Genomic DNA, 20,711 nt, shown 5'->3' on the forward strand with positions numbered 1-20,711 from the left:
CCTTCAGGGTGGCGTGGCACCGGGACGCTGACAAACGCTTTAATTACAGCGCATATGTGACTAAATTAGACACATGATCGCCAACCTGCCCCCGTTGAACGCCGTACGCGCCTTCGCCGCTGCCGCTCGCCACCAGAGTTTCAGCCGCGCCGCCGAAGAACTGCACGTCAGCCATAGCGCCGTCAGCCGCCACGTAAAGTTGCTCGAAGAGCGCTTGGGCGTACTGCTGTTCGAACGTCGAACCCGCCAGTCCTTGCTCACCCCGGCCGGCCGGGCTTTCTACGAACAGGTCAATGAGGCACTGAACCAGATCGCCACCGCCGCCACCGCACTGACACGCAGTGCTGCCCAGCGCAAAGTGACCATCAACGTGCGCCCCTCCTTCGCGGTGCGTTGGCTGATCCCGCGACTGCCGGACTTCATGGCGCGCCACCCGGACATCAAGCCCGACGTCGTCACCAGCACCCGGCCTCCCGATCCATCACGGGAAACGTTCGACGTGGTCATCCGCCGCGGGCACGCCGGCTGGTCGCCCCATGTACAGCCCACGGTGCTGCTGGAAGACGACCTGCTGCTGGTCGCCGCACCGTCGTTGTTGCACAGCATGCCATTGGAAAGCATGCCCGACCTGGCCCGGCACACCTTGTTATCGGGCAGGACGCGCAGCAGCGATTGGAAAGACTGGGCGGAACACGCAGGGATCGAGCCATTGAACAACCTGCCGACCCTGCAATTCGATCACATGCACCTCGTACTGCAGGCCGCCGTCGATGGGCTGGGCGTGGCGCTGTGTCCGGCTTCGCTGCTGGGCAGGGATTTGTCCAACGAGCGGCTGACCTGTCCACTGCCGTCGTTGCGCCTGCCGTTAGCCCGCTATTACTACGGGGTGTCCAGGGATGCGGTGGCTGAGACGCAGGTTTTTGTTGATTGGTTGTTGACGCATATTGATCAGGATTGGGATGGGCGGGATTTCAGTCGCCCAGGGCCTGTTAGCACTGCCGCAGATAGCCAGACGCATCCAGGGTAACAGTCAAAAAACGTAGTGCTCGGCAAAAAACGGGATGACATTGGTCATAAGGTAAATCGTCGAAAGCGGCCCAGAAAAACTCGAAAGAAAGACCGCCGCCGTCACATGTGTTGTATGTCCATTGCTCGGGGAGCACGATCCTCGAGTCACATAGATGGAACGACCATACCTGGGCAAGATGATCAGCGTCCCAGCATCCGATGTCTGCCGAGATTGTCGCGCAGTCGATGCCAGCCTCTTCATTCAGCTCTCGCAGTGCGGCCTGCCAGGCGGATTCACCAGCCTCAATCGTGCCCTTCACAATTTGCACACCTGCCAACGGATGACGGAACAACAAGATGCGCGGCTGATGAGAATGGGAAAGAATGATGGGGCAAGCTTTATTGGGGATCATCATTTTCCTGAGAAGGCCTGGATGCTGAAGACATCTCAAAGCGCGTCGGCTTAACGCAGTCCGGAAAGACGAGCCAATTAAGGCTAGTTTCGCGGTGGCTATGCTGTTGTTTGTGGGGTTTGAACTCGGTATCGAGAGTAGCCACGGCAACCGATATCCAGCCTGGATACGCGCCGTGAGGGTCCGACCAGAACAAGCTTGAACCGCAAGCCCCGCAGAACTGCCGTTTGACACCAGTTTCGGACTCATACAGCCGGAGCGCATTACCGTTTGCCAAAACTCGCAATGATGCAGCTGAAACGCTGGCATAGGTCGCGAACGCAGCACCATGAGTTTTCTGGCAACGCCTGCAATGGCAGTGAGTCAACGCCTTCAATTCGGCCGAAATTTCATAACGGATCTCACCGCACAGGCAGCTTCCGTGGTGACCTTCATGCATCCTTAGCGCCCCGTTTGAACTTGATCGAAACGACGTCGACGTCTTGAAGACTTTGCCTTCAATTCCCAGCAACCGCTTTCGGATCAGCGACCTCAATCCAACCCTTGCGCAAATAATCCTGCGCGACAATCTTGCGGATCATCAAACAGTAAACGACATGCAGCAGCGCCGTTGCCCCAGCCATCCATTGCGGCCCCGCCACAAGTCCGATCGCCAGGATCCCGAGCCAGATCAACAAGTGTCGCCAGAGCCCTGCGAAAAACAGATAGATCACGCCCAAGAACAGGATCGCCAACACCTGGAACGCGTCCACTTCTTCAACTTGATCACTGTCCGGGCTCTTGAAATAGCGTGCCATGCACCACTCCGTCGTTAAAAATTTCCGTTTTAAATCTGCTGTACTCACCCAGCGTCAAGCACGGCCATCGCGGCTACACTAGCTGCGCGCAAGCCATGCCGGCAACTAAAAGCAGCATAAGGATATCCGGTGAGTACATCAGCGGCCGAACTGACGGTACGGCAACTTTCAGAGCTTCCCTCAGGAATCCTGCAACTGGAAGCAGAGTCCGTTAAAGAAGGTTTCAGGTTTCTTACGCGCCTGATCAGCGATTGGAAAAACGGGTCCAATCGATTCGATCAACCCGGGGAATGCTTTCTAGGCGTCTTCCGCCACGGGCAACTGATTGCCGTTGGCGGGCTTTCATATGACCCCTATGCCGGCCCGAGTGTCGGGAGGTTACGAAGGGTATATGTCACGCGAACCTCAAGGGGCCTGAAGGTGGGCAGGTTTTTGGTGGAACAGCTCTTGGAACATGCAGCACCACGGTTCCAAGCGGTGCGCCTGTCTACAGACACGCCGGAGGGCGCAGCCTTTTACCTGCGCTGCGGATTTCGGCCGGTAGAAGATGATTTTGCGACCCATGTCATATCATTTTCAGATGTTAGGTAATCAGGACGAAAACACGCATGCTCATCGAGCCTTTCGCCATCGACATCCCCGACAGCGCCCTTGAGGACCTTCGGCACCGCCTGCTGAACGCAAGGCTGCCAGAACCCCTGGCCGGACAAGGCTGGAGCGAAGGCATGGACATGGAAGTGCTTCGGGAACTGCTCGCCTATTGGTCGGACACGTTCGATTGGCGCGCCCAGGAAACGGTGCTCAATCGCCTGCCGCAGTTTGTCACCCACATCGATGGGCAAAGGGTCCATTTCATTCATCAGCGTGGCGTCGGGCCGAAGCCGATGCCGTTGATCCTCACCCATGGCTGGCCCGGCTCGTTCATCGAGATGCAGCGCATCATCCCATTGCTGACGGACCCGGCCCGCCATGGCGGTGATCCTGCGGACGCCTTCGATGTGGTGGTGCCGTCGCTGCCCGGCTACACCTTTTCCGCACCGTTCCAGCAATCCGGCAAGGGGCCTTACGAGGTCGCCGGTTTATGGGGTGAGTTGATGACGGGGCTAGGCTATGACCGGTTTGGCGCCCAGGGCGGGGACATTGGTGCAGGCGTGTCGACGTGGCTGGGCGTGCGCTTTCCCGAGCGGGTGACGGGTATTCACCTCAATTACATCCCCGGGTCCTATCGCCCTCCCCTTGGCGAAACCGAGCCCGCGCTGACCGAGGCAGAAACGGCCTTCCTGCAACGCGCTGCTGCCTTTGCCGATGCCGAAGGCGCCTATGGGCACATTCAGCGAACCAAGCCGCAGAGCCTGGCGGTGGGCCTGAATGATTCACCGGCGGGACTGTTGGCGTGGATGGGCGAAAAGATCCTGTCCTGGTGCGACGACAGCCCCGCTATCGACCGAGAGTGGTTGCTGACTAACGTGACACTGTATTGGCTGACCCACTGCATCGGCTCGTCGTTTCGCCAGTATGTGGAAGGTGGCAAGCGGCCGTTGCTGTTCAACCACGGTGAACGGCTGAAACCGCCGGTTGGGGTCGCGCTGTTTCCCAGGGAACTGCCTATGCCGCCGAGGAGCTGGGTGGAGCGCTGCTTTAACGTGGATCGCTGGACCGTCATGCCTCGCGGTGGTCACTTTGCCGCGTTGGAACAGCCGGAGTTGTTGGCGGAAGATATCAGGGCGTTTTTCCGGGATTGGCGTTGATCGAGTCGAAGATGTTCCTGGGCCTTAATCACACTCCCTCGACTGGAATCTTTACCGCAGCCAATGCGACTCCGTTGTCCACCCCAGAAAAACACGCGCACCTTCGGCGGTCGGTTCATGCTGTGGCAGGCGACGGCCCGCTGCCGCGACGCGCAGTCCAATCATCACAGGTAGGAATTTTTCCCGGAAAGCACCTGGCTGCCGAGCGAAATACGCTTCGATACCCTCGATAGCCGAACCCATTTCGGAATCGTCGAGCATCGACAAGTAAAAAATCATCTGACGCCAGGCGTATGCCGTGTTCTTGAGCATAATCAAGCGCCCATGATAGTGCTCTATTCGCATCTGCTGACGCCTGCAGATCCATTCAAAACAGACCTGGGCGAGTGAACTCAAGCGCGGATACAGCAGTGTTTTCAAATCAAGCTCGCAGAACAGCATTGAGAGATTCTGCGTAGTCAATATCTGCTGCTGTTCAATGATGGTGCCGTTGGTTGCGGGACGCCAAGTATTAAGTTCTGCGTTTGCGCGCCGCGCGCACAAGGTTGTCAAAGCGTCGCTGCTTGTTGACGAGCGACTCCAGAAGGGTTGGGGCGCTCTCGATTTGGGTCTATCGGGAAGCCTCGCCAGCACTTCGGTATCAATATCGTAGTAACAGGCGTACAGGGTACCTGTCAGTGCCTTGGCCGCACGCCTGGCAGCGTCGATGAACTTATTTGAAAACTCGCCCATGAATATGTCCGAAGCGACTTCGTCCACGAATGGAAGATCCAACCCGGCTGTTTCGGCGAGGGCGCGCAGCTCTTTAAGCAGCTTGTTGGGAATAATCGCCTGAGGAAAGGCAGATAGCGTCAATGCCGACGACTCGATAAGTGCCTGCCGGGCAATATCCGCATCGACGGGGTCACGTTGGCGATAGCCTTCAATGGCCGCGACCCAGGGCAACTCGCCCAGCCTGACCTGGCTTTGCAGATTGAGCAATAACAATGAGCGGCGCTGGCGAAAGGCACGATAAGTAGCGGCGTATAGATTACCCAATGCGGGATCGGAAAATCCGGAGCTGCGTATTTCAGCGGTCATCGCCGGCAACACTCGCGCGACGGTGTCGCCCGAAGTAATCAAGCCATGATCGATCAACTCGGCAATCGTACCGCTACGGCAGCGCTCTACGCGCCGGCGAATCGCCTGCGGAAGATCGGCCCCGCCCGTCAGGGCAAATACGTTAGCCTCTTCAGTGGTGATCGGCTCAAGCAAAGGAGTCAAATCCGAGACGCCGTCGTTGGCCGGATACTGCTCCATTCGCATAGCAACGGCCTTGGCGATAACGCGATGATCTGGCACCGCTACATGCTCGCGCTGCTTTAACCGGTACTCACGATGAGCGCTGGAGTCGGGCAGACCATGCTTGCACACGAAATCATCAACAATCTGACGAATGCGACCAACTTGACGGCCTGTAAGCGAGCTCGAATCGCCAGAGCATTGCTCGAGCAATGCAAACAGTTCCAAGAGGCGTCCCTTGGAGGCCCCTACGGTGTGCCCTTCCGTCTCGCGAACGGCATTGAACTGAGTACAAAGCGAAGCAGCTTGCTCGTGCCATCCCTCTGGGTAAACCCTACACGGCCACTCTTCCTGATAAGTCAAAAGGAAGTGGGAAACGGCAGCGTCGTACAGGGGTAAGCAGACTTCGATAACCTGTTTCTGGATCGATACACGTGGTTGACCGCGCAACTTCAAGAGCCGCTGCCGAATCTCACCGACGTCAAAGACATGTATTTGCGCCGCAGAAAATTGCAGCTTTTCACAAGGTGTTGGAAAGAAGCGCAGGCGGTCGAAGAAAGGTGTGATCGTTTCTATGAGCGTCCAGGCCTCGTCCACTCGCTGTTGTCCTAACAGCCAAGTCACACCCAGCAGGGCGGACTCTTCTGGAACATCGACTCGGTAATTGCCCTTCGCCAGATATCCCCGCAATACTTCGAGACCTTCATCCGTCAGATACCATGCATTGATATCCAGACGCTCGAAACCCGGACGGATACCCGGGATCGACGCGGCCAGCGCTCGCTCGTGCTCATTCAGCTCCCCCCCCGCCAGCAGGTAGCCTGTGGCAAAGCCGCCCGTAGCGACCTCTAGTGTCACCCAGACGGGAATTTCCGCCAGCGGCATACGCGATCCGTACTGCGCAGTACCCTGCACTGCATGCGCCAACACCTGCTGCCAGCGTGCAATCCGCTGAACCGCTTTGGCGTGGTTTTCTGACTCGGGATCAGCGTCCTGGGCGATCAGCGCCTTCGACAATTGAAAGATCGCATAGCCCATGCCAAGCGTTCCGTCAGATGGAGTATCGTCCCTGAGCATGCGTCCTCATGATCTTGCGATGTAATGGGTCCGGGGGCTGGATTCGAACCAGCGCCCACCCGGTTAGGAGCCAGGTGTTCTACCGCTGAACTACCCCGGAGCGGAGCGGGCATTGTCGGTCAGCATCACTAAGATGTGAAGACCTTTTGGATGACAGAATTGGCAGGTAATTCATGCCAACTGGTTTACGACTGCCGCGCAGCCAGGCGGGGCGGTGCGACGTTTCGCTAAATCCCCTCGCCACAAGAGGTCTGAATACGCAGGCCTCCTGTGGGAGCAAGGCTTGCCCGCGATGAAGACGACGCGGTCTTCCGGGAAACCGAGGGTGCCTGCATCGCGAGCAAGCTTTGCTCCCACAGAAATCCGCGCACGTCAGTGGTAGCGGCCAGAGGTGGTCCGAAAATCTCGTAGGAATTTACCTCCCGTGGCGAGGGAGCTTGCTCCCGCTGGGGCGCGAAGCGGCCCCAAACCAGGCGCCTCTTTTCGTCAGGTACTGCGCAGGCGTCGGTTTTGCGGCTGCTGCGCAGCCGAGCGGGAGCAAGCTCCCTCGCCACAGGGGGGGCGTGCGTCCTACAGGGCGGTTGTGGGTGCCGGGATCGACTTCTATAGTTGGGTCGTCGCTGGCTTTGGCCGGTGGCTGGGTTTCGCAGCCCTCGATGAAAAAGATCTAATACCGTCAAATGAAATTCAGGCAAACTTGCCCGCGTTCATTTTATGGCGGTTGTGCGCGGGAGACCTTCGGGTCTGCCGAGTTTTTGGATTCTTTCCTCGGTCTGCGAACCCTCGCGCAACTGCCACCCATTTGATTCGCAGCAAAAGGTGGCATTTCTTCTTTCTTAAAAGGAATTCAACCTCATGACAACTCACTCATCCAGCCGCTTCACCCCTCTCACCCAAACCGCCACCACCCACCCCGTCCTGCTGATCGACACCCAAGCCCCACTCCCCGAACTCCATGCTTGCGCCAGCGAACGCCTGCACGCCACGCTCGATTACCTGACCTTGGTGGCGTGCAGCAGCCTGCGTGACTCAGCAACGAGTGACATCAACACCATCACCAACGTCGCCCGGATCCTGGTGCAGGATGTGGCGGATGTGTTCGGCGTGATCGAACAGCGCGGGCTCGAAGGCTAAAAACTTGTGGGAGCGAGCCTGCTCGCGATAGCGCCCTGTCAGCCGACATCAATGTTGACTGATCGAATGCCATCGCGAGCAAGCTCGCTCCCACAGGGGACTTGGGCCGGCCGCAAAATCGAGACGCTCCACCGATCAAAATGTGGGAGCGAGCTTGCTCGCGATGGCGGCGGCAGGAGCGACATTTGCGCAAGCTGACCCGCCGCTTTCGCAAGCAAGCTGACATACCCACTTGCCAAACCTGATGACCGGAAGCTACTGTCAGCACCATGAACCTGCCACAGATTGCCTCGACCACCACAACCACGACCGCCAAGGCGGGTCGTGAGGTGTCGTGAGTCAATAACACACGTATCTCAAAGGCCCGCCAGCGATGGTAAGGGCCTTTTCTTTTGCCCTTGCGTCGCTGGCCAAAACGCAAGGAAAGCACCATGCACGCTCTGTTGATTCTCGATATGCAAGTTGGGTTGTTTCACGGCCCGGATAAACCCTGGGCCGGCGAAGCGTTGCTGGACACGTTGAATGGCTTGCTGCTCAAGGCCCGGAAGGCCGGGGCACCGATTTTCCTGGTTCGCCACGTAGGCCCGCCAGGCTCGCCCATCGAGCCTGCAAGCCCACTGACCCAACTGGTGCAGGAACTGCAGTTGGAGGGTGATGAAGTCATCTTCGAAAAAACCCGCCCCAGCGCCTTCACCCAGACAGGCCTGGCAGAGCGGCTAAAGGCTTGCGATGCTGAAGGCCTGGTCATCACCGGTATGAAAACCCAGTATTGTATCGACAGCACCTGCCGAGCCGCGCGGGACCTGGGGTTCGACGCGGTCCTGATCGCCGACGGCCATACCTGTTCCGACACGCCTGAATTGAAGGCAGAAATGATCGTCGCCCATCACAACGCAACCCTGGCAGGCGCCTTCTGTCGTGTCGTTCGCGCTGAGGACTGGTGCTTCTAAACTCCATCACAAGATCGGCTCACGTCGGGCCGGTCTTGTTCAACAAGCGGAGCTCACTGCATGGACCCGTTGCAACCCTCGCAATGCGCAAACATGGAGGACATCCGACGCGAAATCGATGCCCTCGACCAAGCGGTCATCACGCTGCTGGGCAAGCGCTATCAATACGTGCTCGCGGCCTCTAAATTCAAGACCTCGGCGGCTTCGGTGCAGGCACCGGAGCGTTTCAAGGCCATGCTGGCGACACGACGCGTGTGGGCAGAGGCCGAAGGCTTGAACCCGGATGCCATCGAGAAGATGTACAGCGACCTGGTGCATCACTTCATTGCCGAAGAAATGAAGCGCTGGACGGCGAATCAGTCCCCCAACTGAACCGCAGTCGGTAATGGCTCCCATCCTCCGCAGGATCAGAAGCAGTCACCGACAACGGTTGTGCGCCTTTGCCCACTGATGCCCTCGGAAAATAACCAAAAGCCCATTAAGAGATCGACCACGACAAAGGTAAATCAACGCCTTGGTTGTGCTGCGCTTCGCTCCGTTTCGCCAGCGTCAAGAATTGGAAATTTGACACTACAACGCCATCACCTATCGTTCCTCCCGAGACCGCACCCAGGGACCGGGTGGCCCGGACACCCTTTGAAGGGCGGTCGTCACTGTCATTACCCTCAAGGAGCAACAACATGTCTGGAGCGACCCAAACCATTGATGTGCTCGTCAATGTTGACGCCGATTACCTGCTCGCCCACCCCAATGACATAGGCGGTGCGATTGCCATGCTGGTGACCCGCAGCGCCATCGACAGCCACGCCAACATCTCCAGTGGCGAAGGCGAAGGCGGGAACGAGTTGTGGTTCGACGTAAAACCCGGCGACATCATTCGCTGGCGCGCCACCACGCTGTCGCGCAACTTCGACCGCATCGCATTGATCAAAAACGTCGTGATCGGCGACCCTCATCAGGGCGGTGACTACAAGGGCACCATCTCGACCCCGCAATCTTTCAATATCCCCGGCATTCCAGTGCCGTATCTGGACAATGGTGCCCCCGGAGGCATTGCCAAGACCGATGTGACCTATACCGTCTGGCAGTCCACTGCGCTGAGCCCGGGAAAGCTCTGGTACCAAATCGTCTTCGTTCTGCTGGACCGTAACCTGAACCAGATCGGCCCGAACAACACATGGGACCCCTACATCACCGTCAATAATCAATAACTGAAATGCACACAGCCCCGGTCGGTTCCCTTCGTCGTTGACGAGGGCGCCGGCCGGGGCTGTGTGCAGGTTCTACTGCATTTCCTTCCTAAGCCGCTTTTTCAAACTCCATCAATGCCGCCAGCACCAACGGGTGCAGGACAGCGTCGGGATGTTTCGTTTGCCAGGCCATCAAGTCGCGATACATGGTCGGTGTCCAGAAGCTCTTGATGTGCTGGTACACGCCCCGCACCGCCACCGCGTGATCCGGCTCGCTGGCGAAATACTGGGCGATCTGGTTGGCCATCTTGATCAGGCTGTCAGAGCTCATCGACGCACCTCGGCTTTCTCGGCATGGCGACGTTCCCTGAGCAAACGTCCCTGTTCATCACTGAAGGCCTGGTAGCGCTTCTGCCATTCCGAAGGCTGGCTGACCCGCACGATCTCGACCGCCGTGACCTTGTATTCCGGGCAGTTGGTGGCCCAGTCGGAGTTGTCGGTGGTGATCACGTTGGCGCCCGATTCCGGGAAGTGGAACGTGGTGTAGACCACCCCCGGTGCCACCCGCTCGGTCACCTTCGCGCGCAGCACCGTCTGCCCGGCACGGCTGCCGATACCCACCCAATCTTCGTCGACGATCCCGCGGTTCTCGGCGTCGGTTGGGTGAATCTCCAACCGGTCCTCCTCGTGCCAGGCCACGTTGTCGGTACGCCGGGTCTGGGCGCCGACGTTGTACTGGCTGAGGATGCGTCCGGTGGTCAGCAACAGTGGATAGCGGCCGTTGACCTTTTCCTCGGTGGGCACGTAGCCGGTGAGCATGAAACGGCCCTTGCCGCGCACGAACTGATCGATGTGCATGGTTGGCGTACCGTCCGGCGCGGCATCGTTGCAGGGCCATTGCAGGCTGCCGTGACGATCCAGTTCGGCGTAGCTGACACGGGTGAAAGTCGGCGTCAGGCGGGCGATTTCATCCATGATTTCCGAAGGATGGTTGTAGTGCATCTTGTAGCCCAGGGCGTCGGCCAGGGCGATGGTGGCCTCCCAGTCGGCCTTGCCGGCCAACGGGTCCATCACCTTGCGAACGCGGGAGATGCGGCGTTCGGCGTTGGTGAAGGTGCCGTCCTTCTCCAGGAACGAGCTGCCCGGCAGGAACACGTGGGCGAACTTGGCCGTCTCGTTGAGGAAGATGTCCTGGACAATCACGCATTCCAAAGCGGACAGTGCGGCCGTCACATGCTGGGTGTTGGGGTCGCTCTGGGCGATGTCCTCGCCTTGGCAGTAAAGCGCCTTGAAGGTGCCGTCCAGGGCCGCCTCGAACATGTTGGGGATGCGCAGGCCCGGGTCGGGTTGCAGGGTGACGTTCCACGCCTGCTCGAACTCGGCGCGTACCGCTTCGTTGGAAATATGCCGATAGCCCGGCAGCTCGTGGGGGAACGAGCCCATGTCGCAGGAGCCCTGGACGTTGTTCTGGCCACGCAGCGGGTTCACCCCGACGCCTTCGCGACCGATGTTGCCGGTGGCCATGGCCAGGTTGGCGATGCCCATGACCGAGGTGCTGCCCTGGCTGTGCTCGGTGACGCCGAGGCCATAGTAGATGGCCGCGTTGCCGCCGGTGGCGTAGAGCCGTGCCGCGGCGCGGATCTGCTCTGCAGGCACGCCACACACCGGGCCCAGCACCTCAGGGGAGTTTTCCGGCAGGCTGACGAAATCACGCCAGCGAGCGAAGTCCACCGCCTCGCAGCGTGCCTCGACAAAAGGCTGGTCAATCAAGCCTTCGGTGGCAATCACATGGCCCAACGCGTTGAGCATTGCCACGTTGGTGCCCGGACGCAATTGCAAGTGCAGCTCGGCGCGGGCGTGAGGCGAATCCACCAGGTCGATGCGCCGTGGGTCGATGACGATCAGCCGTGCGCCCTGGCGCAGGCGGCGCTTGAGCTGGGAGCCGAATACCGGGTGCGCGTCAGTCGGGTTGGCGCCCATCACCAGGATGACGTCAGCTTTCATCACCGAGTCGAAGTTCTGGGTGCCGGCGGACTCGCCCAAGGTCTGCTTGAGGCCGTAACCGGTAGGCGAATGGCAGACACGCGCGCAAGTGTCGACGTTGTTGTTGCCGAACGCGGTGCGCACCAGTTTCTGCACCAGGTAGGTTTCTTCGTTGGTGCAGCGGCTGGAGGTGATGCCGCCGATGGAGTCGCGCCCGTACTTGAGCTGGATCCGGCGCAATTCGCTGGCGGCGTAGGTAACCGCCTCGTCCCAACTGACTTCTTGCCACGGGTCGTCGATGTGCTTGCGGATCATCGGCTTGGTGATGCGGTCCGGGTGCGTGGCGTAGCCCCAGGCGAAGCGCCCCTTGACGCAGGAGTGGCCGTGGTTGGCCTGGCCGTTCTTGTCCGGGACCATGCGCACCAGTTGTTCGCCTTTCATCTCGGCGCGGAACGAGCAACCCACGCCGCAGTAGGCGCAAGTGGTGATGACGCTGCGCTCCGGCTGGCCGATCTCGACGACGCTCTTGTCGATCAGGGTCGCCGTCGGGCATGCCTGTACGCAGGCGCCGCAGGAAACGCATTCGGAATCGAGGAAGTTGTCACCGCCGGCCGCTTCCACCCGGGAATCGAAGCCACGTCCGGTGATCGTCAGGGCGAAGGTGCCCTGGATTTCCTCGCAGGCACGCACGCAGCGGTTGCAGACGATGCACTTGCTCGGGTCGTAGTCGAAATACGGGTTGGAAACGTCCTTGGCCTCGGCCAGGTGGTTGGCACCTTCGTAGCCGTAGCGCACCTCGCGCAGGCCCACCTGCCCCGCCACGGTCTGCAATTCGCAGTTGCCGTTGGCCGGGCATGTCAGGCAGTCCAGCGGGTGGTCGGAAATGTACAGCTCCATCACGTTGCGCCGCAGCGTGGCGAGCTTGGAGGTTTGCGTGCGAACCACCATGCCTTCGGTTACCGGCGTGGTGCAGGACGCGGGATAACCGCGCATGCCATCGATCTCCACCAGGCACATGCGGCAGGAGCCGAAGGCTTCCAGGCTGTCGGTGGCGCAGAGTTTGGGAATAGTGGTGCCGAGCAAGGCCGCGGCACGCATGACCGAGGTGCCGGAGGCGACGCTGATTTCACGCCCGTCGATGGTCAGGCTGACCTGCACGTCGCTTTCACGCGCCGGGGTGCCCAGGTCGATATCGCTGCTGGGATCGAAGATGTTGATCATTGGTCGGCCTCCGTGGTCGCCAGACCGAAGTCGGCGGGGAAATACTTGAGGGCACTGGCGACAGGGTAGGACGTCATCCCACCGAGGGCACAGAGCGAACCGTATTGCAGGGTGTCGCACAGATCCTGCAACAGCAGGGCCTGCTCCTGGCGAGCACCGGCTTCGGTGCTGGCGATCAAGCGATCCACCACTTCCACCCCACGGGTGGAGCCGATCCGGCACGGCGTGCACTTGCCGCAGGATTCCTCGGCGCAGAACTGCAAGGCGAACCGGGCCATCTGGGCCATGTCAAGGCTGTCGTCGGCGACCACCACGCCACCGTGGCCGAGCATCGCGCCCATGGCGGCGAACGCCTCGTAGTCCAGCGGCGTATCGAATTGCGCAGGCGGCACCCAGGCGCCCAACGGCCCGCCCACTTGCGCGGCCTTCAGGGGCCGACCGCTGGCGGTACCGCCACCATAGCTTTCCACCAGTTCACGCAGGCTCAGGCCAAAGGCGCGCTCCACCAGGCCGCCGTGACGGACGTTACCGGCCAGTTGGAACGGCATCGTGCCCAGGGAACGGCCCATGCCGAAGTCGCGATAGAACTGCGCGCCCTTCTCCATGATCACCGGCACCGAGGCCAGGGTCACCACGTTGTGCACCAGCGTCGGCAGCCCGAACAGGCCTTGAATCGCCGGCAGTGGCGGTTTGGCGCGAACCGTGCCGCGCTTGCCCTCGAGGGATTCCAGCAGTGCGGTTTCTTCGCCACAGATATAGGCGCCGGCCCCGACACGAACCTCAATGTCGAAGGCGCAGCCGCTACCGCTCACGTTCGCCCCCAGATAGCCGGCGTCGCGAGCGATGCGCAGCGCTTCGTTCAGCGTACTGATGGCGGCCGGGTATTCCGAACGCACGTAGATGTAGCCCATCGTCGCGCCTACGGCGATGCCAGCGATGATCATGCCTTCGATCAGCAGGAAGGGGTCGCCCTCCATCAACATGCGGTCGGCGAAGGTGCCGGAGTCGCCTTCATCGGCGTTACACACCACATACTTCTGCGCACCCACGGCATCGCGCACCGTGCGCCACTTGATGCCCGCCGGGAACGCCGCACCGCCCCGACCGCGCAGGCCGGAATCCAGCACGCTGGCGACCACGTCTGCGCCATCCATCTGGATGGACCGGGCCAGGCCCTGGAAGCCGCCCTGCGCACGGTAGTCGTCCAGGGACAGCGGTTGCGTGATGCCGGCGCGCGCGAACAGCAGGCGCTGCTGGCTCTTGAGATAGGGAATCTCCTCCACCGGGCCCAGGGCCAGCGGATGGCTGCCGGGATCGCCTGCCAGCGCATCCAGCAGGCCCGGCACATCGGCCGGTGTGACAGGGCCAAAGCCCAACCGGACGCCGGCGCTTTCAAGCTCCACCAGCGGTTCCAGCCAATAGAGGCCACGGGAACTGGTGCGCAACACCGTCAACGGCAGCTGTCGGCGCTCAGCCTCACGGGCCAACGCATCGGCCACCTTGTCCGCGCCCACGGCACGGGCTACCGAATCGCGGGGGATACAGAGCGTCAGCATGCGCCCTCCTCCATGCAATCATTGACCAACTGACGTAGACGCTCAGGCGTGATCCGCGCATGCAACTCCCCATCCAGCTCCAGGGCCGGCGAGCAGACGCAGGCACCCAGGCAATAGACCGGCCGCAGGCTGATGCTGCCATCGGCGCTGGTACCGTGATCGTCCAGCGCCAATTGCTCGCGCAACTGCGCAGCCAGGGTCTCGGCGCCCATGCTCTTGCAGGACTCGGCCCGGCACAGGCGCAGGGTATGGCGCGCCGGCGGCGTGGTGCGGAAATCGTGGTAGAAGCTGATGACCCCGCGCACTTCAGCCTGGCTGAGGTTGAGGGCGTGGGCGATCTCCGGGACGGCGCTGTCGGGGACATACCCGCAGCCTGCCTGGATGGCATGGAGAATAGGCAGCAGGGCACCAGGGGTGTCCTTTTCGCGCGCAAGCACGCTGTGGATCAAAGGCAGGTGAAGCGTCTCATCGGGCATAAACGTACCTCGGCATCTCGAACGACACCGCCGCATAGCGGCAGCCGTCCGGAGTCTTGGCTAGGGCGTGCGGCCCACGTCACGGTCGCGTGGCACATCCGATCGCCATTCTCGCTCTCCGGCCAGGTGTCTTTGGCGCACCTGGTCCGGGGCATCCTCACAGCTTGCCACTACCGGGGGTTGGCGATTGCACATGGACGACGAAACGTGTTCTGAAAGCGACTACTTTCCTAGATGGTTTTGCGCAATGCATTGGCAACCAGTGTAAATGCAGGCGAAGGCTGTCGTCGGCTGGGGTAGTACAGATAGTAGCCTGAAAACGGCGGACACCAATCTTCCAGCACGCGCGCCAGTCGGCCTTCTTGCAGGTACGGTTCAAACTCTTCTTCTGGCAGGTACGCAACGCCCAGCCCGGCCACTGCCGCCTGCACGATATGCGTCGACGTGTTGAAAATCAGCTGGCCGTCAACTCGCACGTTCACCTGTTTGCCTCGCCGCTCGAAATCCCAGACATAGAGCCCGCCCGATGTCTGCATGCGCTGGTTGATACAGCGATGGGTCATCAGGTCGCGCGGACTCCTGGGAATGGCGTGGGTAGCGAAATACGCTTGCGAAGCGACGGCAGCCATCCGCAATGGAGGGCCTATCGGAACGGCAACCATATCTTTGTCGATGGTATCGCCCAGGCGCACGCCGGCATCAAACCGATCCGCCACGATGTCTCGAAAGCCGTAACACACGTCAAATTCAACGTTTATGTCCGGGTAGTCGTGCAGCAACCCGGTAAGTTTGGGGAGCAAGGTCGTGCGCAGGACATGATCACCGCAGGTGATGCGCACGGTGCCCGCGGGCTTGTCGCGCATCTCCGTCAGCATATCCAGCTCCGCTTCTATTTCATCGAAGCGATTGCCTATCGCTTGCAGCAGCCGCTCGCCAGCGATAGTCGGCGAAACGCTGCGAGTGGTCCGCGTCAATAACCGGATCTGCAAGCGTGCTTCCAGGCCATTGATGGCCTGGCTCAGTGCAGATTGTGTGACACCCAATGCCCCGGCAGCGCGCGTGAAGCTACCTTCGCGCGCGACCGTGACGAAAGACAGCAGGTCATTGAGATTTCTTTTGATCATGGTGAAACACATCTAAGCCAATTGATTAGCCTTGCTTATAGCCTTGTTAAGCATTCATTAGCTAGTCGCATAACTGCACGTCGGTCACCATGTTCCCCATGAACAGGAACGAAAGCAGAACTGCGATGAGGGCGACCTGGCTTGGCTTGCTGGCTTCGATACTCGTGCTGGGCAGCTACTCGACAATGAATGATGCCGCGTCGGCATCTTCGCTAACGGAGCACACGGGCATGTGGATGACCGTCGGGGAACAACGCTTCGCCATCACCCTGTCCGACAACTCAGCTGCCCGCGCGCTTGTCGCGTTATTGCCACTGACGTTGGACATGAATGATCTCAACCGCAATGAAAAGTACGCCACCCTCCCCCGAGCACTACCTACCCAGGCGAGCAAGCCGGGAACGATCCACAACGGCGATCTGATGCTGTATGGCCCGGACACCCTGGTCGTCTTTTACACGAACTTCAACTCTACCTATGCCTACACCCGTCTGGGGCAAGTGGATGACACCGCGAAACTGGCTCAAGCGCTGGGTCGGCGGGGTGTGCAAGTGACGTTTTCCAAAAACTGATTACTCCGCATCGACAGGATTCCCAATGAAAAAGATCATCGTTTTATTAACCCTTCTTATCAGTTCGCTCTCAGCAATAGGAGCCGATATGTCCAACGGCGCAGATAACTTCTATACCAGCGACGACGTGACCGTACAAAAGGTCAACTTCAAGAACCAGTATCAAATGAACGTAGCCGGCAACCTGTTCATTCCGAAGAAACTCAATGGCAAGGCCAGAAATCCGGCGATTGTCGTAGGCCACCCGATGGGCGCGGTCAAGGAGCAGAGCGCCAACCTCTATGCCACGAAAATGGCGGAAAGAGGCTTCGTCACCCTCTCCCTGGACTTGTCATTCTGGGGCGAAAGCGAGGGGCGGCCACGCAATGCCGTCTCGCCGGATATCTATGCCGAGGACTTCAGCGCCGCAGTGGACTTTCTCAGCGCCCAGCCTTTCGTCGATAAAGAGCGGATTGGCGCCATCGGCATCTGTGGCAGTGGCAGCTTCGTGATCAGCGCAGCCAAGATCGACCCGCGCATGAAAGCCATCGCAACGGTAAGCATGTATGACATGGGTGGCGTCAATCGCAACGGATTGAAGCACTCCCAAACGCTTGAACAGCGCCGGGCTATCATCGCGCAGGCCACACAGCAGCGTAATGTGGAGTTCGCCGGCGGTGAAACGCTTTACACCAGCGGTACGGTGCATCAGTTGGATGAAAACACCCATCCTATCCAACGTGAGTTCTATGACTTCTACCGCACCCCACGCGGTGAGTTCACGCCATCGAGCTCGTCCAAAGACCTGACCACGCACCCGACGCTGACAAGCAACGTCAAGTTCATGAATTTCTACCCGCTCAATGACATCGAGACCATTTCGCCTCATCCGATGTTATTCATTGCTGGCGCCGATGCGCACTCCAGGGAGTTCAGCGAGGAGGCTTACAAGCTCGCCGGTCAACCCAAGGAACTGGTCATCATTCCTGGGGCAGGCCATGTCGACCTTTATGATCGGGTCGACCTCATTCCGTTCGATAAGCTGACGAGCTTCTTCCAGAGCAATCTGAAGTAATATCAGGCCCAGTCGAGTGACCTATCGACCTACCCCCGCTTAAGCGTCCTGAATACCTGCGGCTCCCAAACTCGCATCGCCAGCAACAGCGCAGTCCCACGTTTTTCGGACAGCGGTGCGCTCAACGATTCGTTGTGAAGCGCCGCCAGTTTGCTGCGTAACTTGTGGATTTCGACTTGCAACTGGGCGTAAGCGGGTTTGGTCAGCATGCCATGGGCAAAGTGCAGGGTTTCATCGGGGACGTCGAATCGGCTCGCCATGAAATCCGGCAGCCCCAGTCGCAGGAAGAACCCTCGGATAGGGCCGTCCGGCAGCCAATCGAAATCCCGCGCAACCAGCAACCTGATGCGATTCCCCGCCCTCAGGTCTGCCAGGCCCATCCGCTCCAACACCAACAAATTTTTGATGCACTCGGCTTTTGACACGCAGTAGTCAGATACGATGTCTTCCAGTGACCATTGACTCAGCGCACACGCGACGAACTCGTGGACGAACCATGTGGATGTGGTAGTCGACGACCCTGGCGATGAGCCGTTGACTGCAGAAAGTACGTTTCCGCTTTCGCGAACCACCTCGCTCACCCGGCCAGTTCTGCTCTCGTTTCGTGCGCGAGGTCATCCATGAAGCGACGAACATCCAGCTCGGCAAAGTGGAGACATTCGCGAGCTTGCTGCAAGATAACGCCGATCCGAATCTCGCCTTCTGGCGGTTGTGGTACTTCGGCCGAATTCCGTGGCAACGTCGTACTGTCACTCCGGCCAGCCTGCTTCGAAGTCCGCACGTACGCGTGGTCTTCGATTCCCAATTGAGTGGCACTGCATGATCAACGACGCGCGAGCGCCCACCCTTTCAGGATTGTCGCCCTGTCTCACCCGACGCAGCCTGCTTCAGGCTGGCATGACCGGGATTGCCTTCGGTGTACTGTCCCCCTGGTCGGCATGGGCGGCACCTTCGGGCGTGCTGGTTAACGACGTGACATTGCTCAACCCGGTCTGGGTGAGCCGTCTGTTTGCTCCACGTACCACCTATGAGATATGCCAGGCGTTGGCCCTGTGGACGGGCCCGGTGAGCATCGGTGGTGGCCGCTATAGCATGGGCGGACAGATTGCCACCGAGGACAGCCTGCACCTCGATATGCGTCAGTTCAATCAGGTCATCCGCTATTCGCCTGAAAACAAGGTCATACGCGTGCAGTCAGGGATACGCTGGCGCGACCTGCAGACCGTCATCGACCCGGACGACCTTTCGGTAAAGATCATGCAGAGCTATGCCAACTTCACGGTCGGCGGGGCGCTGTCAGTCAATGCTCATGGGCGTTACGTCGGTGCCGGGCCGATGAGCAACTCGGTACGCGCCCTGCAACTGGTGCTCGCCGACGGCTCTGTAGTGGAAGCCTCTCGCTCCGAAAATACCGATCTGTTTCACGCCGCCATCGGTAGCTATGGCGCGTTGGGGGTCATCACAGAGATCGAACTGGACCTGGCACCCAACGTCACGATGGCGCGCCAAGTACATCCTATGCCGGTTGCCGATTACCCCAAGTTCTTCAATGACCAGATCCGCGGAAACGACCAGGCAATCCTGCACAACGCCGATCTGGCGCCGCCCCACTTTGACCAAGCCACCGCCATCACCTGGTGCACCACGGAAAAAGAGCTGACCGTCGAAGATCGGCTGGTCGCACCGGGGCAATCGTACGCCCTGGATCAAACCATCATGTGGGGCGTGGCCAGACTCCCCGGTGGCTCGCTGATTCGCAAGGATGTCATCGACCCATTGCGCTACCTCAGCCACCCAGTGGTACGCCGCAATTACGAGGCCAGCAGGGACGTCGCCTCGCTCGGGCCGATCGCTACCCACAACAGTACCTACGCGCTGCAGGAATATTTCGTACCGGTAGCCCACTTCAACGCGTTTGCAATACAAATGGCCAATCTACTGAAGGCCCATGACGTCGATGCCATCAACATCTCCATCCGACACTCGCCGCCCGCCCCTCATACGTGCCTGTCCTGGGCACGGGAGGAAGTCTTTTCATTCGTACTTTATTACTGGCAACACGTCGGCGTGGCCGACCGCGAGAAGGTCGGCGTATGGACACGCGAGCTGATCGATATTGCCTTGGCGTTCGGGGGCACTTACTACCTGCCCTATCAATTGCATGCGACGCGACAGCAATTCTCGCGTGCCTACCCTGGTGCACAACGGTTGTTCGCACTCAAGGCACGGTTCGATCCAGACAAACGATTCCGGAACAAACTTTGGGATAAGTACTACGTGGGGTAGCGTCCGACCGAATGCCGGTTGCTACCAGGCAGAACTCGTCCATCAAGAGCGGTTTCGCCCCGGCAGCATCCGGGCCAGGGTATTGTCACCCACCCAGTAATGATGGATCAGCCCCGCCGCCGCATGCAGGCCGATGAGCCAGTAGCCGCTGCTGCCGAGCAATTCGTGCCAATACTTGAGCTGTTTGGCCAAGTCAGGATCCACGGCCACGGGGGCCGGCAAGAAGAACCCGAAATACGGCACGGGCTTACCTCCGGCGGCCAGCATCAACCAGGCCAGCACCGGTGTCGCGATCATCAGGCCATACAGGGCCGCATGCATTAAGTGGGAAACACCCGTCTGCCAGGCCGGCGGCGCGGGTGTGACTGGCGGGCGCGGTGTCAAGCGCCCGAACAGACGGACCCAAACCAGTGCAAAAATGCTCAGCCCGAAGAGCCCGTGCAACCCCAGGAACAGGCTTCGCCCGGTGCTGCCACGGGGTAACAGACCCTTGATTTCAATGCAGGCATACACACCAACGAACAGCGCCAGCATCAACCAGTGCAGGGTGATCGACAGTTTTCCATAACGGTTTACGGCAATATCGCGGGTCATAACGCGCCTCGTGAAAGTCTGACGGGCTGCCGACTCATTCGGCAGCCACGATCCGATCGCTGGGAAGCGATGCTGCCAACCTGCAGGTAAAGTCTTAAGGCAGTCTGAAGACCGACATTTCAAGACGTTTTTTTTACCTTTAGACGCTGCTACCCAGTGCGAACCGCGATCACCTCCAGAGGCTCATGGGAAGCATTCGCCAGCCTCGCCCCAACTTTGCGCGCACTCACACGTCACGAACAACCAA

The 20,711-nt window shown here is 59.8% G+C and carries 22 protein-coding genes and 1 tRNA gene; 11 read left to right on the forward strand and 12 right to left on the reverse strand.

Going from position 1 to position 20,711, the window contains the following annotated elements; all coding sequences use genetic code 11:
- Positions 1-73 precede the first annotated feature (73 nt).
- The gene (locus AB4Z20_RS02205) at positions 74-1,027 is read left to right on the forward strand and encodes a LysR substrate-binding domain-containing protein (protein ID WP_442089227.1); all 954 of its coding nucleotides are present in this window, start codon (positions 74-76) and stop codon (positions 1,025-1,027) included.
- Here the strand turns inward: AB4Z20_RS02205 and AB4Z20_RS02210 are convergent.
- From AB4Z20_RS02210 to AB4Z20_RS02220, 3 genes are read right to left on the reverse strand one after another with little or no spacing between them, the layout of a single operon-like run.
- Positions 990-1,421, reverse strand: coding sequence for an NUDIX hydrolase (locus AB4Z20_RS02210; protein WP_442089228.1), 432 nt, complete (start codon positions 1,419-1,421; stop codon positions 990-992). The genes AB4Z20_RS02205 and AB4Z20_RS02210 overlap by 38 nt on opposite strands.
- Positions 1,408-1,860 (reverse strand): GFA family protein, encoded by a 453-nt coding sequence (locus AB4Z20_RS02215; protein ID WP_442089229.1) that lies wholly within the window; start codon positions 1,858-1,860, stop codon positions 1,408-1,410. The genes AB4Z20_RS02210 and AB4Z20_RS02215 overlap by 14 nt, the downstream gene beginning before the upstream one ends.
- A gap of 58 nt (positions 1,861-1,918) precedes the next feature.
- Positions 1,919-2,218, reverse strand: coding sequence for a hypothetical protein (locus AB4Z20_RS02220; RefSeq protein ID WP_442089230.1), 300 nt, complete (start codon positions 2,216-2,218; stop codon positions 1,919-1,921).
- Between the two features lie 129 nt (positions 2,219-2,347).
- On the opposite strand from AB4Z20_RS02220, the gene AB4Z20_RS02225 reads away from it, so the two are divergent.
- Positions 2,348-2,809: a GNAT family N-acetyltransferase gene (locus AB4Z20_RS02225; protein ID WP_442089231.1), complete on the forward strand. Its 462-nt coding sequence runs from the start codon at positions 2,348-2,350 to the stop codon at positions 2,807-2,809.
- 17 nt (positions 2,810-2,826) lie between these two features.
- Entirely contained in the window at positions 2,827-3,966 is a 1,140-nt protein-coding gene (locus AB4Z20_RS02230; protein ID WP_442089232.1) for an epoxide hydrolase family protein, read from the forward strand.
- Positions 3,967-4,017: 51 nt separating this feature from the next.
- On the opposite strand, the gene AB4Z20_RS02235 is transcribed toward AB4Z20_RS02230, so the two are convergent.
- Both AB4Z20_RS02235 and AB4Z20_RS02240 read right to left on the reverse strand, forming a co-directional pair.
- Complete coding sequence (locus AB4Z20_RS02235; RefSeq protein ID WP_442089233.1) at positions 4,018-6,285, reverse strand: hypothetical protein; 2,268 nt, start codon at positions 6,283-6,285, stop codon at positions 4,018-4,020.
- A gap of 64 nt (positions 6,286-6,349) precedes the next feature.
- Positions 6,350-6,424: transfer RNA gene (locus AB4Z20_RS02240), tRNA-Arg, on the reverse strand.
- A gap of 755 nt (positions 6,425-7,179) precedes the next feature.
- Here AB4Z20_RS02240 and AB4Z20_RS02245 point away from each other — a divergent pair.
- The 4 genes from AB4Z20_RS02245 (at position 7,180) to AB4Z20_RS02260 (ending at position 9,619) form a co-directional block, all read left to right on the forward strand.
- On the forward strand, positions 7,180-7,458 hold the full coding sequence (locus AB4Z20_RS02245; protein ID WP_212800953.1) for a fructose-bisphosphate aldolase: 279 nt from the start codon (positions 7,180-7,182) through the stop codon (positions 7,456-7,458).
- Positions 7,459-7,889: 431 nt separating this feature from the next.
- Positions 7,890-8,408, forward strand: a complete 519-nt coding sequence (locus AB4Z20_RS02250; RefSeq protein WP_320390411.1) for an isochorismatase family protein — start codon at positions 7,890-7,892, stop codon at positions 8,406-8,408.
- Between the two features lie 60 nt (positions 8,409-8,468).
- Complete coding sequence (locus AB4Z20_RS02255; RefSeq protein WP_214511707.1) at positions 8,469-8,780, forward strand: isochorismate lyase; 312 nt, start codon at positions 8,469-8,471, stop codon at positions 8,778-8,780.
- Positions 8,781-9,088: 308 nt separating this feature from the next.
- Positions 9,089-9,619, forward strand: coding sequence for an inclusion body family protein (locus AB4Z20_RS02260; protein ID WP_258691069.1), 531 nt, complete (start codon positions 9,089-9,091; stop codon positions 9,617-9,619).
- A gap of 88 nt (positions 9,620-9,707) precedes the next feature.
- Here the strand turns inward: AB4Z20_RS02260 and AB4Z20_RS02265 are convergent, their stop codons facing one another.
- The 5 genes from AB4Z20_RS02265 to AB4Z20_RS02285 form a co-directional block, all read right to left on the reverse strand.
- Positions 9,708-9,929, reverse strand: coding sequence for a formate dehydrogenase subunit delta (locus tag AB4Z20_RS02265; protein ID WP_018602246.1), 222 nt, complete (start codon positions 9,927-9,929; stop codon positions 9,708-9,710).
- On the reverse strand, positions 9,926-12,802 hold the full coding sequence (gene fdhF / locus AB4Z20_RS02270; RefSeq protein WP_442089234.1) for a formate dehydrogenase subunit alpha: 2,877 nt from the start codon (positions 12,800-12,802) through the stop codon (positions 9,926-9,928). The genes AB4Z20_RS02265 and fdhF overlap by 4 nt, the downstream gene beginning before the upstream one ends.
- Positions 12,799-14,358, reverse strand: coding sequence for a formate dehydrogenase beta subunit (locus tag AB4Z20_RS02275; protein WP_442089235.1), 1,560 nt, complete (start codon positions 14,356-14,358; stop codon positions 12,799-12,801). Before AB4Z20_RS02275 ends, fdhF begins: the two co-directional genes overlap by 4 nt.
- The gene (locus AB4Z20_RS02280; protein WP_003201284.1) at positions 14,352-14,834 is read right to left on the reverse strand and encodes a formate dehydrogenase subunit gamma; all 483 of its coding nucleotides are present in this window, start codon (positions 14,832-14,834) and stop codon (positions 14,352-14,354) included. Before AB4Z20_RS02280 ends, AB4Z20_RS02275 begins: the two co-directional genes overlap by 7 nt.
- A gap of 230 nt (positions 14,835-15,064) precedes the next feature.
- Positions 15,065-15,958, reverse strand: a complete 894-nt coding sequence (locus AB4Z20_RS02285; RefSeq protein WP_442089236.1) for a LysR family transcriptional regulator — start codon at positions 15,956-15,958, stop codon at positions 15,065-15,067.
- A gap of 125 nt (positions 15,959-16,083) precedes the next feature.
- On the opposite strand from AB4Z20_RS02285, the gene AB4Z20_RS02290 reads away from it, so the two are divergent.
- Complete coding sequence (locus tag AB4Z20_RS02290; RefSeq protein ID WP_442089316.1) at positions 16,084-16,530, forward strand: cyclophilin-like fold protein; 447 nt, start codon at positions 16,084-16,086, stop codon at positions 16,528-16,530.
- 25 nt (positions 16,531-16,555) lie between these two features.
- The gene (locus AB4Z20_RS02295; protein ID WP_442089237.1) at positions 16,556-17,584 is read left to right on the forward strand and encodes an alpha/beta hydrolase; all 1,029 of its coding nucleotides are present in this window, start codon (positions 16,556-16,558) and stop codon (positions 17,582-17,584) included.
- A gap of 29 nt (positions 17,585-17,613) precedes the next feature.
- On the opposite strand, the gene AB4Z20_RS02300 is transcribed toward AB4Z20_RS02295, so the two are convergent.
- Positions 17,614-18,165: a hypothetical protein gene (locus AB4Z20_RS02300; RefSeq protein WP_442089238.1), complete on the reverse strand. Its 552-nt coding sequence runs from the start codon at positions 18,163-18,165 to the stop codon at positions 17,614-17,616.
- A 23-nt stretch (positions 18,166-18,188) separates the two neighbouring features.
- On the opposite strand from AB4Z20_RS02300, the gene AB4Z20_RS02305 reads away from it, so the two are divergent.
- Positions 18,189-18,407: a hypothetical protein gene (locus AB4Z20_RS02305; protein WP_442089239.1), complete on the forward strand. Its 219-nt coding sequence runs from the start codon at positions 18,189-18,191 to the stop codon at positions 18,405-18,407.
- Positions 18,404-19,870, forward strand: coding sequence for an FAD-binding oxidoreductase (locus AB4Z20_RS02310; protein ID WP_442089240.1), 1,467 nt, complete (start codon positions 18,404-18,406; stop codon positions 19,868-19,870). The genes AB4Z20_RS02305 and AB4Z20_RS02310 overlap by 4 nt, the downstream gene beginning before the upstream one ends.
- Positions 19,871-19,912: 42 nt before the next feature.
- Here AB4Z20_RS02310 and AB4Z20_RS02315 read toward each other — a convergent pair whose 3' ends face one another.
- Positions 19,913-20,464: a cytochrome b gene (locus AB4Z20_RS02315; RefSeq protein WP_253474232.1), complete on the reverse strand. Its 552-nt coding sequence runs from the start codon at positions 20,462-20,464 to the stop codon at positions 19,913-19,915.
- Positions 20,465-20,711: the final 247 nt, after the last annotated feature.

This window comes from Pseudomonas sp. KB_12, from assembly GCF_052114545.1.
Classification (GTDB): Bacteria; Pseudomonadota; Gammaproteobacteria; order Pseudomonadales; family Pseudomonadaceae; genus Aquipseudomonas; species Aquipseudomonas brassicacearum.

Excerpts from the sequence above, each read along its gene's own strand:
- AB4Z20_RS02215 (WP_442089229.1), bottom strand. The coding sequence starts at position 1,860 with ATGCATGAAGGTCACCACGGAAGCTGCCTGTGCGGTGAGATCCGTTAT.
- AB4Z20_RS02295 (WP_442089237.1), top strand. The coding sequence starts at position 16,556 with ATGAAAAAGATCATCGTTTTATTAACCCTTCTTATCAGTTCGCTCTCA.
- AB4Z20_RS02235 (WP_442089233.1), bottom strand. The coding sequence starts at position 6,285 with ATGGGCTATGCGATCTTTCAATTGTCGAAGGCGCTGATCGCCCAGGAC.
- fdhF (WP_442089234.1), bottom strand. The coding sequence starts at position 12,802 with ATGATCAACATCTTCGATCCCAGCAGCGATATCGACCTGGGCACCCCG.
- AB4Z20_RS02245 (WP_212800953.1), top strand. The coding sequence starts at position 7,180 with ATGACAACTCACTCATCCAGCCGCTTCACCCCTCTCACCCAAACCGCC.
- AB4Z20_RS02230 (WP_442089232.1), top strand. The coding sequence starts at position 2,827 with ATGCTCATCGAGCCTTTCGCCATCGACATCCCCGACAGCGCCCTTGAG.
- AB4Z20_RS02210 (WP_442089228.1), bottom strand. The coding sequence starts at position 1,421 with ATGATCCCCAATAAAGCTTGCCCCATCATTCTTTCCCATTCTCATCAG.
- AB4Z20_RS02275 (WP_442089235.1), bottom strand. The coding sequence starts at position 14,358 with ATGCTGACGCTCTGTATCCCCCGCGATTCGGTAGCCCGTGCCGTGGGC.
- AB4Z20_RS02310 (WP_442089240.1), top strand. The coding sequence starts at position 18,404 with ATGATCAACGACGCGCGAGCGCCCACCCTTTCAGGATTGTCGCCCTGT.
- AB4Z20_RS02290 (WP_442089316.1), top strand. The coding sequence starts at position 16,084 with ATGAGGGCGACCTGGCTTGGCTTGCTGGCTTCGATACTCGTGCTGGGC.
- AB4Z20_RS02255 (WP_214511707.1), top strand. The coding sequence starts at position 8,469 with ATGGACCCGTTGCAACCCTCGCAATGCGCAAACATGGAGGACATCCGA.
- AB4Z20_RS02285 (WP_442089236.1), bottom strand. The coding sequence starts at position 15,958 with ATGATCAAAAGAAATCTCAATGACCTGCTGTCTTTCGTCACGGTCGCG.
- AB4Z20_RS02265 (WP_018602246.1), bottom strand. The coding sequence starts at position 9,929 with ATGAGCTCTGACAGCCTGATCAAGATGGCCAACCAGATCGCCCAGTAT.
- AB4Z20_RS02260 (WP_258691069.1), top strand. The coding sequence starts at position 9,089 with ATGTCTGGAGCGACCCAAACCATTGATGTGCTCGTCAATGTTGACGCC.
- AB4Z20_RS02280 (WP_003201284.1), bottom strand. The coding sequence starts at position 14,834 with ATGCCCGATGAGACGCTTCACCTGCCTTTGATCCACAGCGTGCTTGCG.
- AB4Z20_RS02205 (WP_442089227.1), top strand. The coding sequence starts at position 74 with ATGATCGCCAACCTGCCCCCGTTGAACGCCGTACGCGCCTTCGCCGCT.
- AB4Z20_RS02315 (WP_253474232.1), bottom strand. The coding sequence starts at position 20,464 with ATGACCCGCGATATTGCCGTAAACCGTTATGGAAAACTGTCGATCACC.
- AB4Z20_RS02250 (WP_320390411.1), top strand. The coding sequence starts at position 7,890 with ATGCACGCTCTGTTGATTCTCGATATGCAAGTTGGGTTGTTTCACGGC.
- AB4Z20_RS02220 (WP_442089230.1), bottom strand. The coding sequence starts at position 2,218 with ATGGCACGCTATTTCAAGAGCCCGGACAGTGATCAAGTTGAAGAAGTG.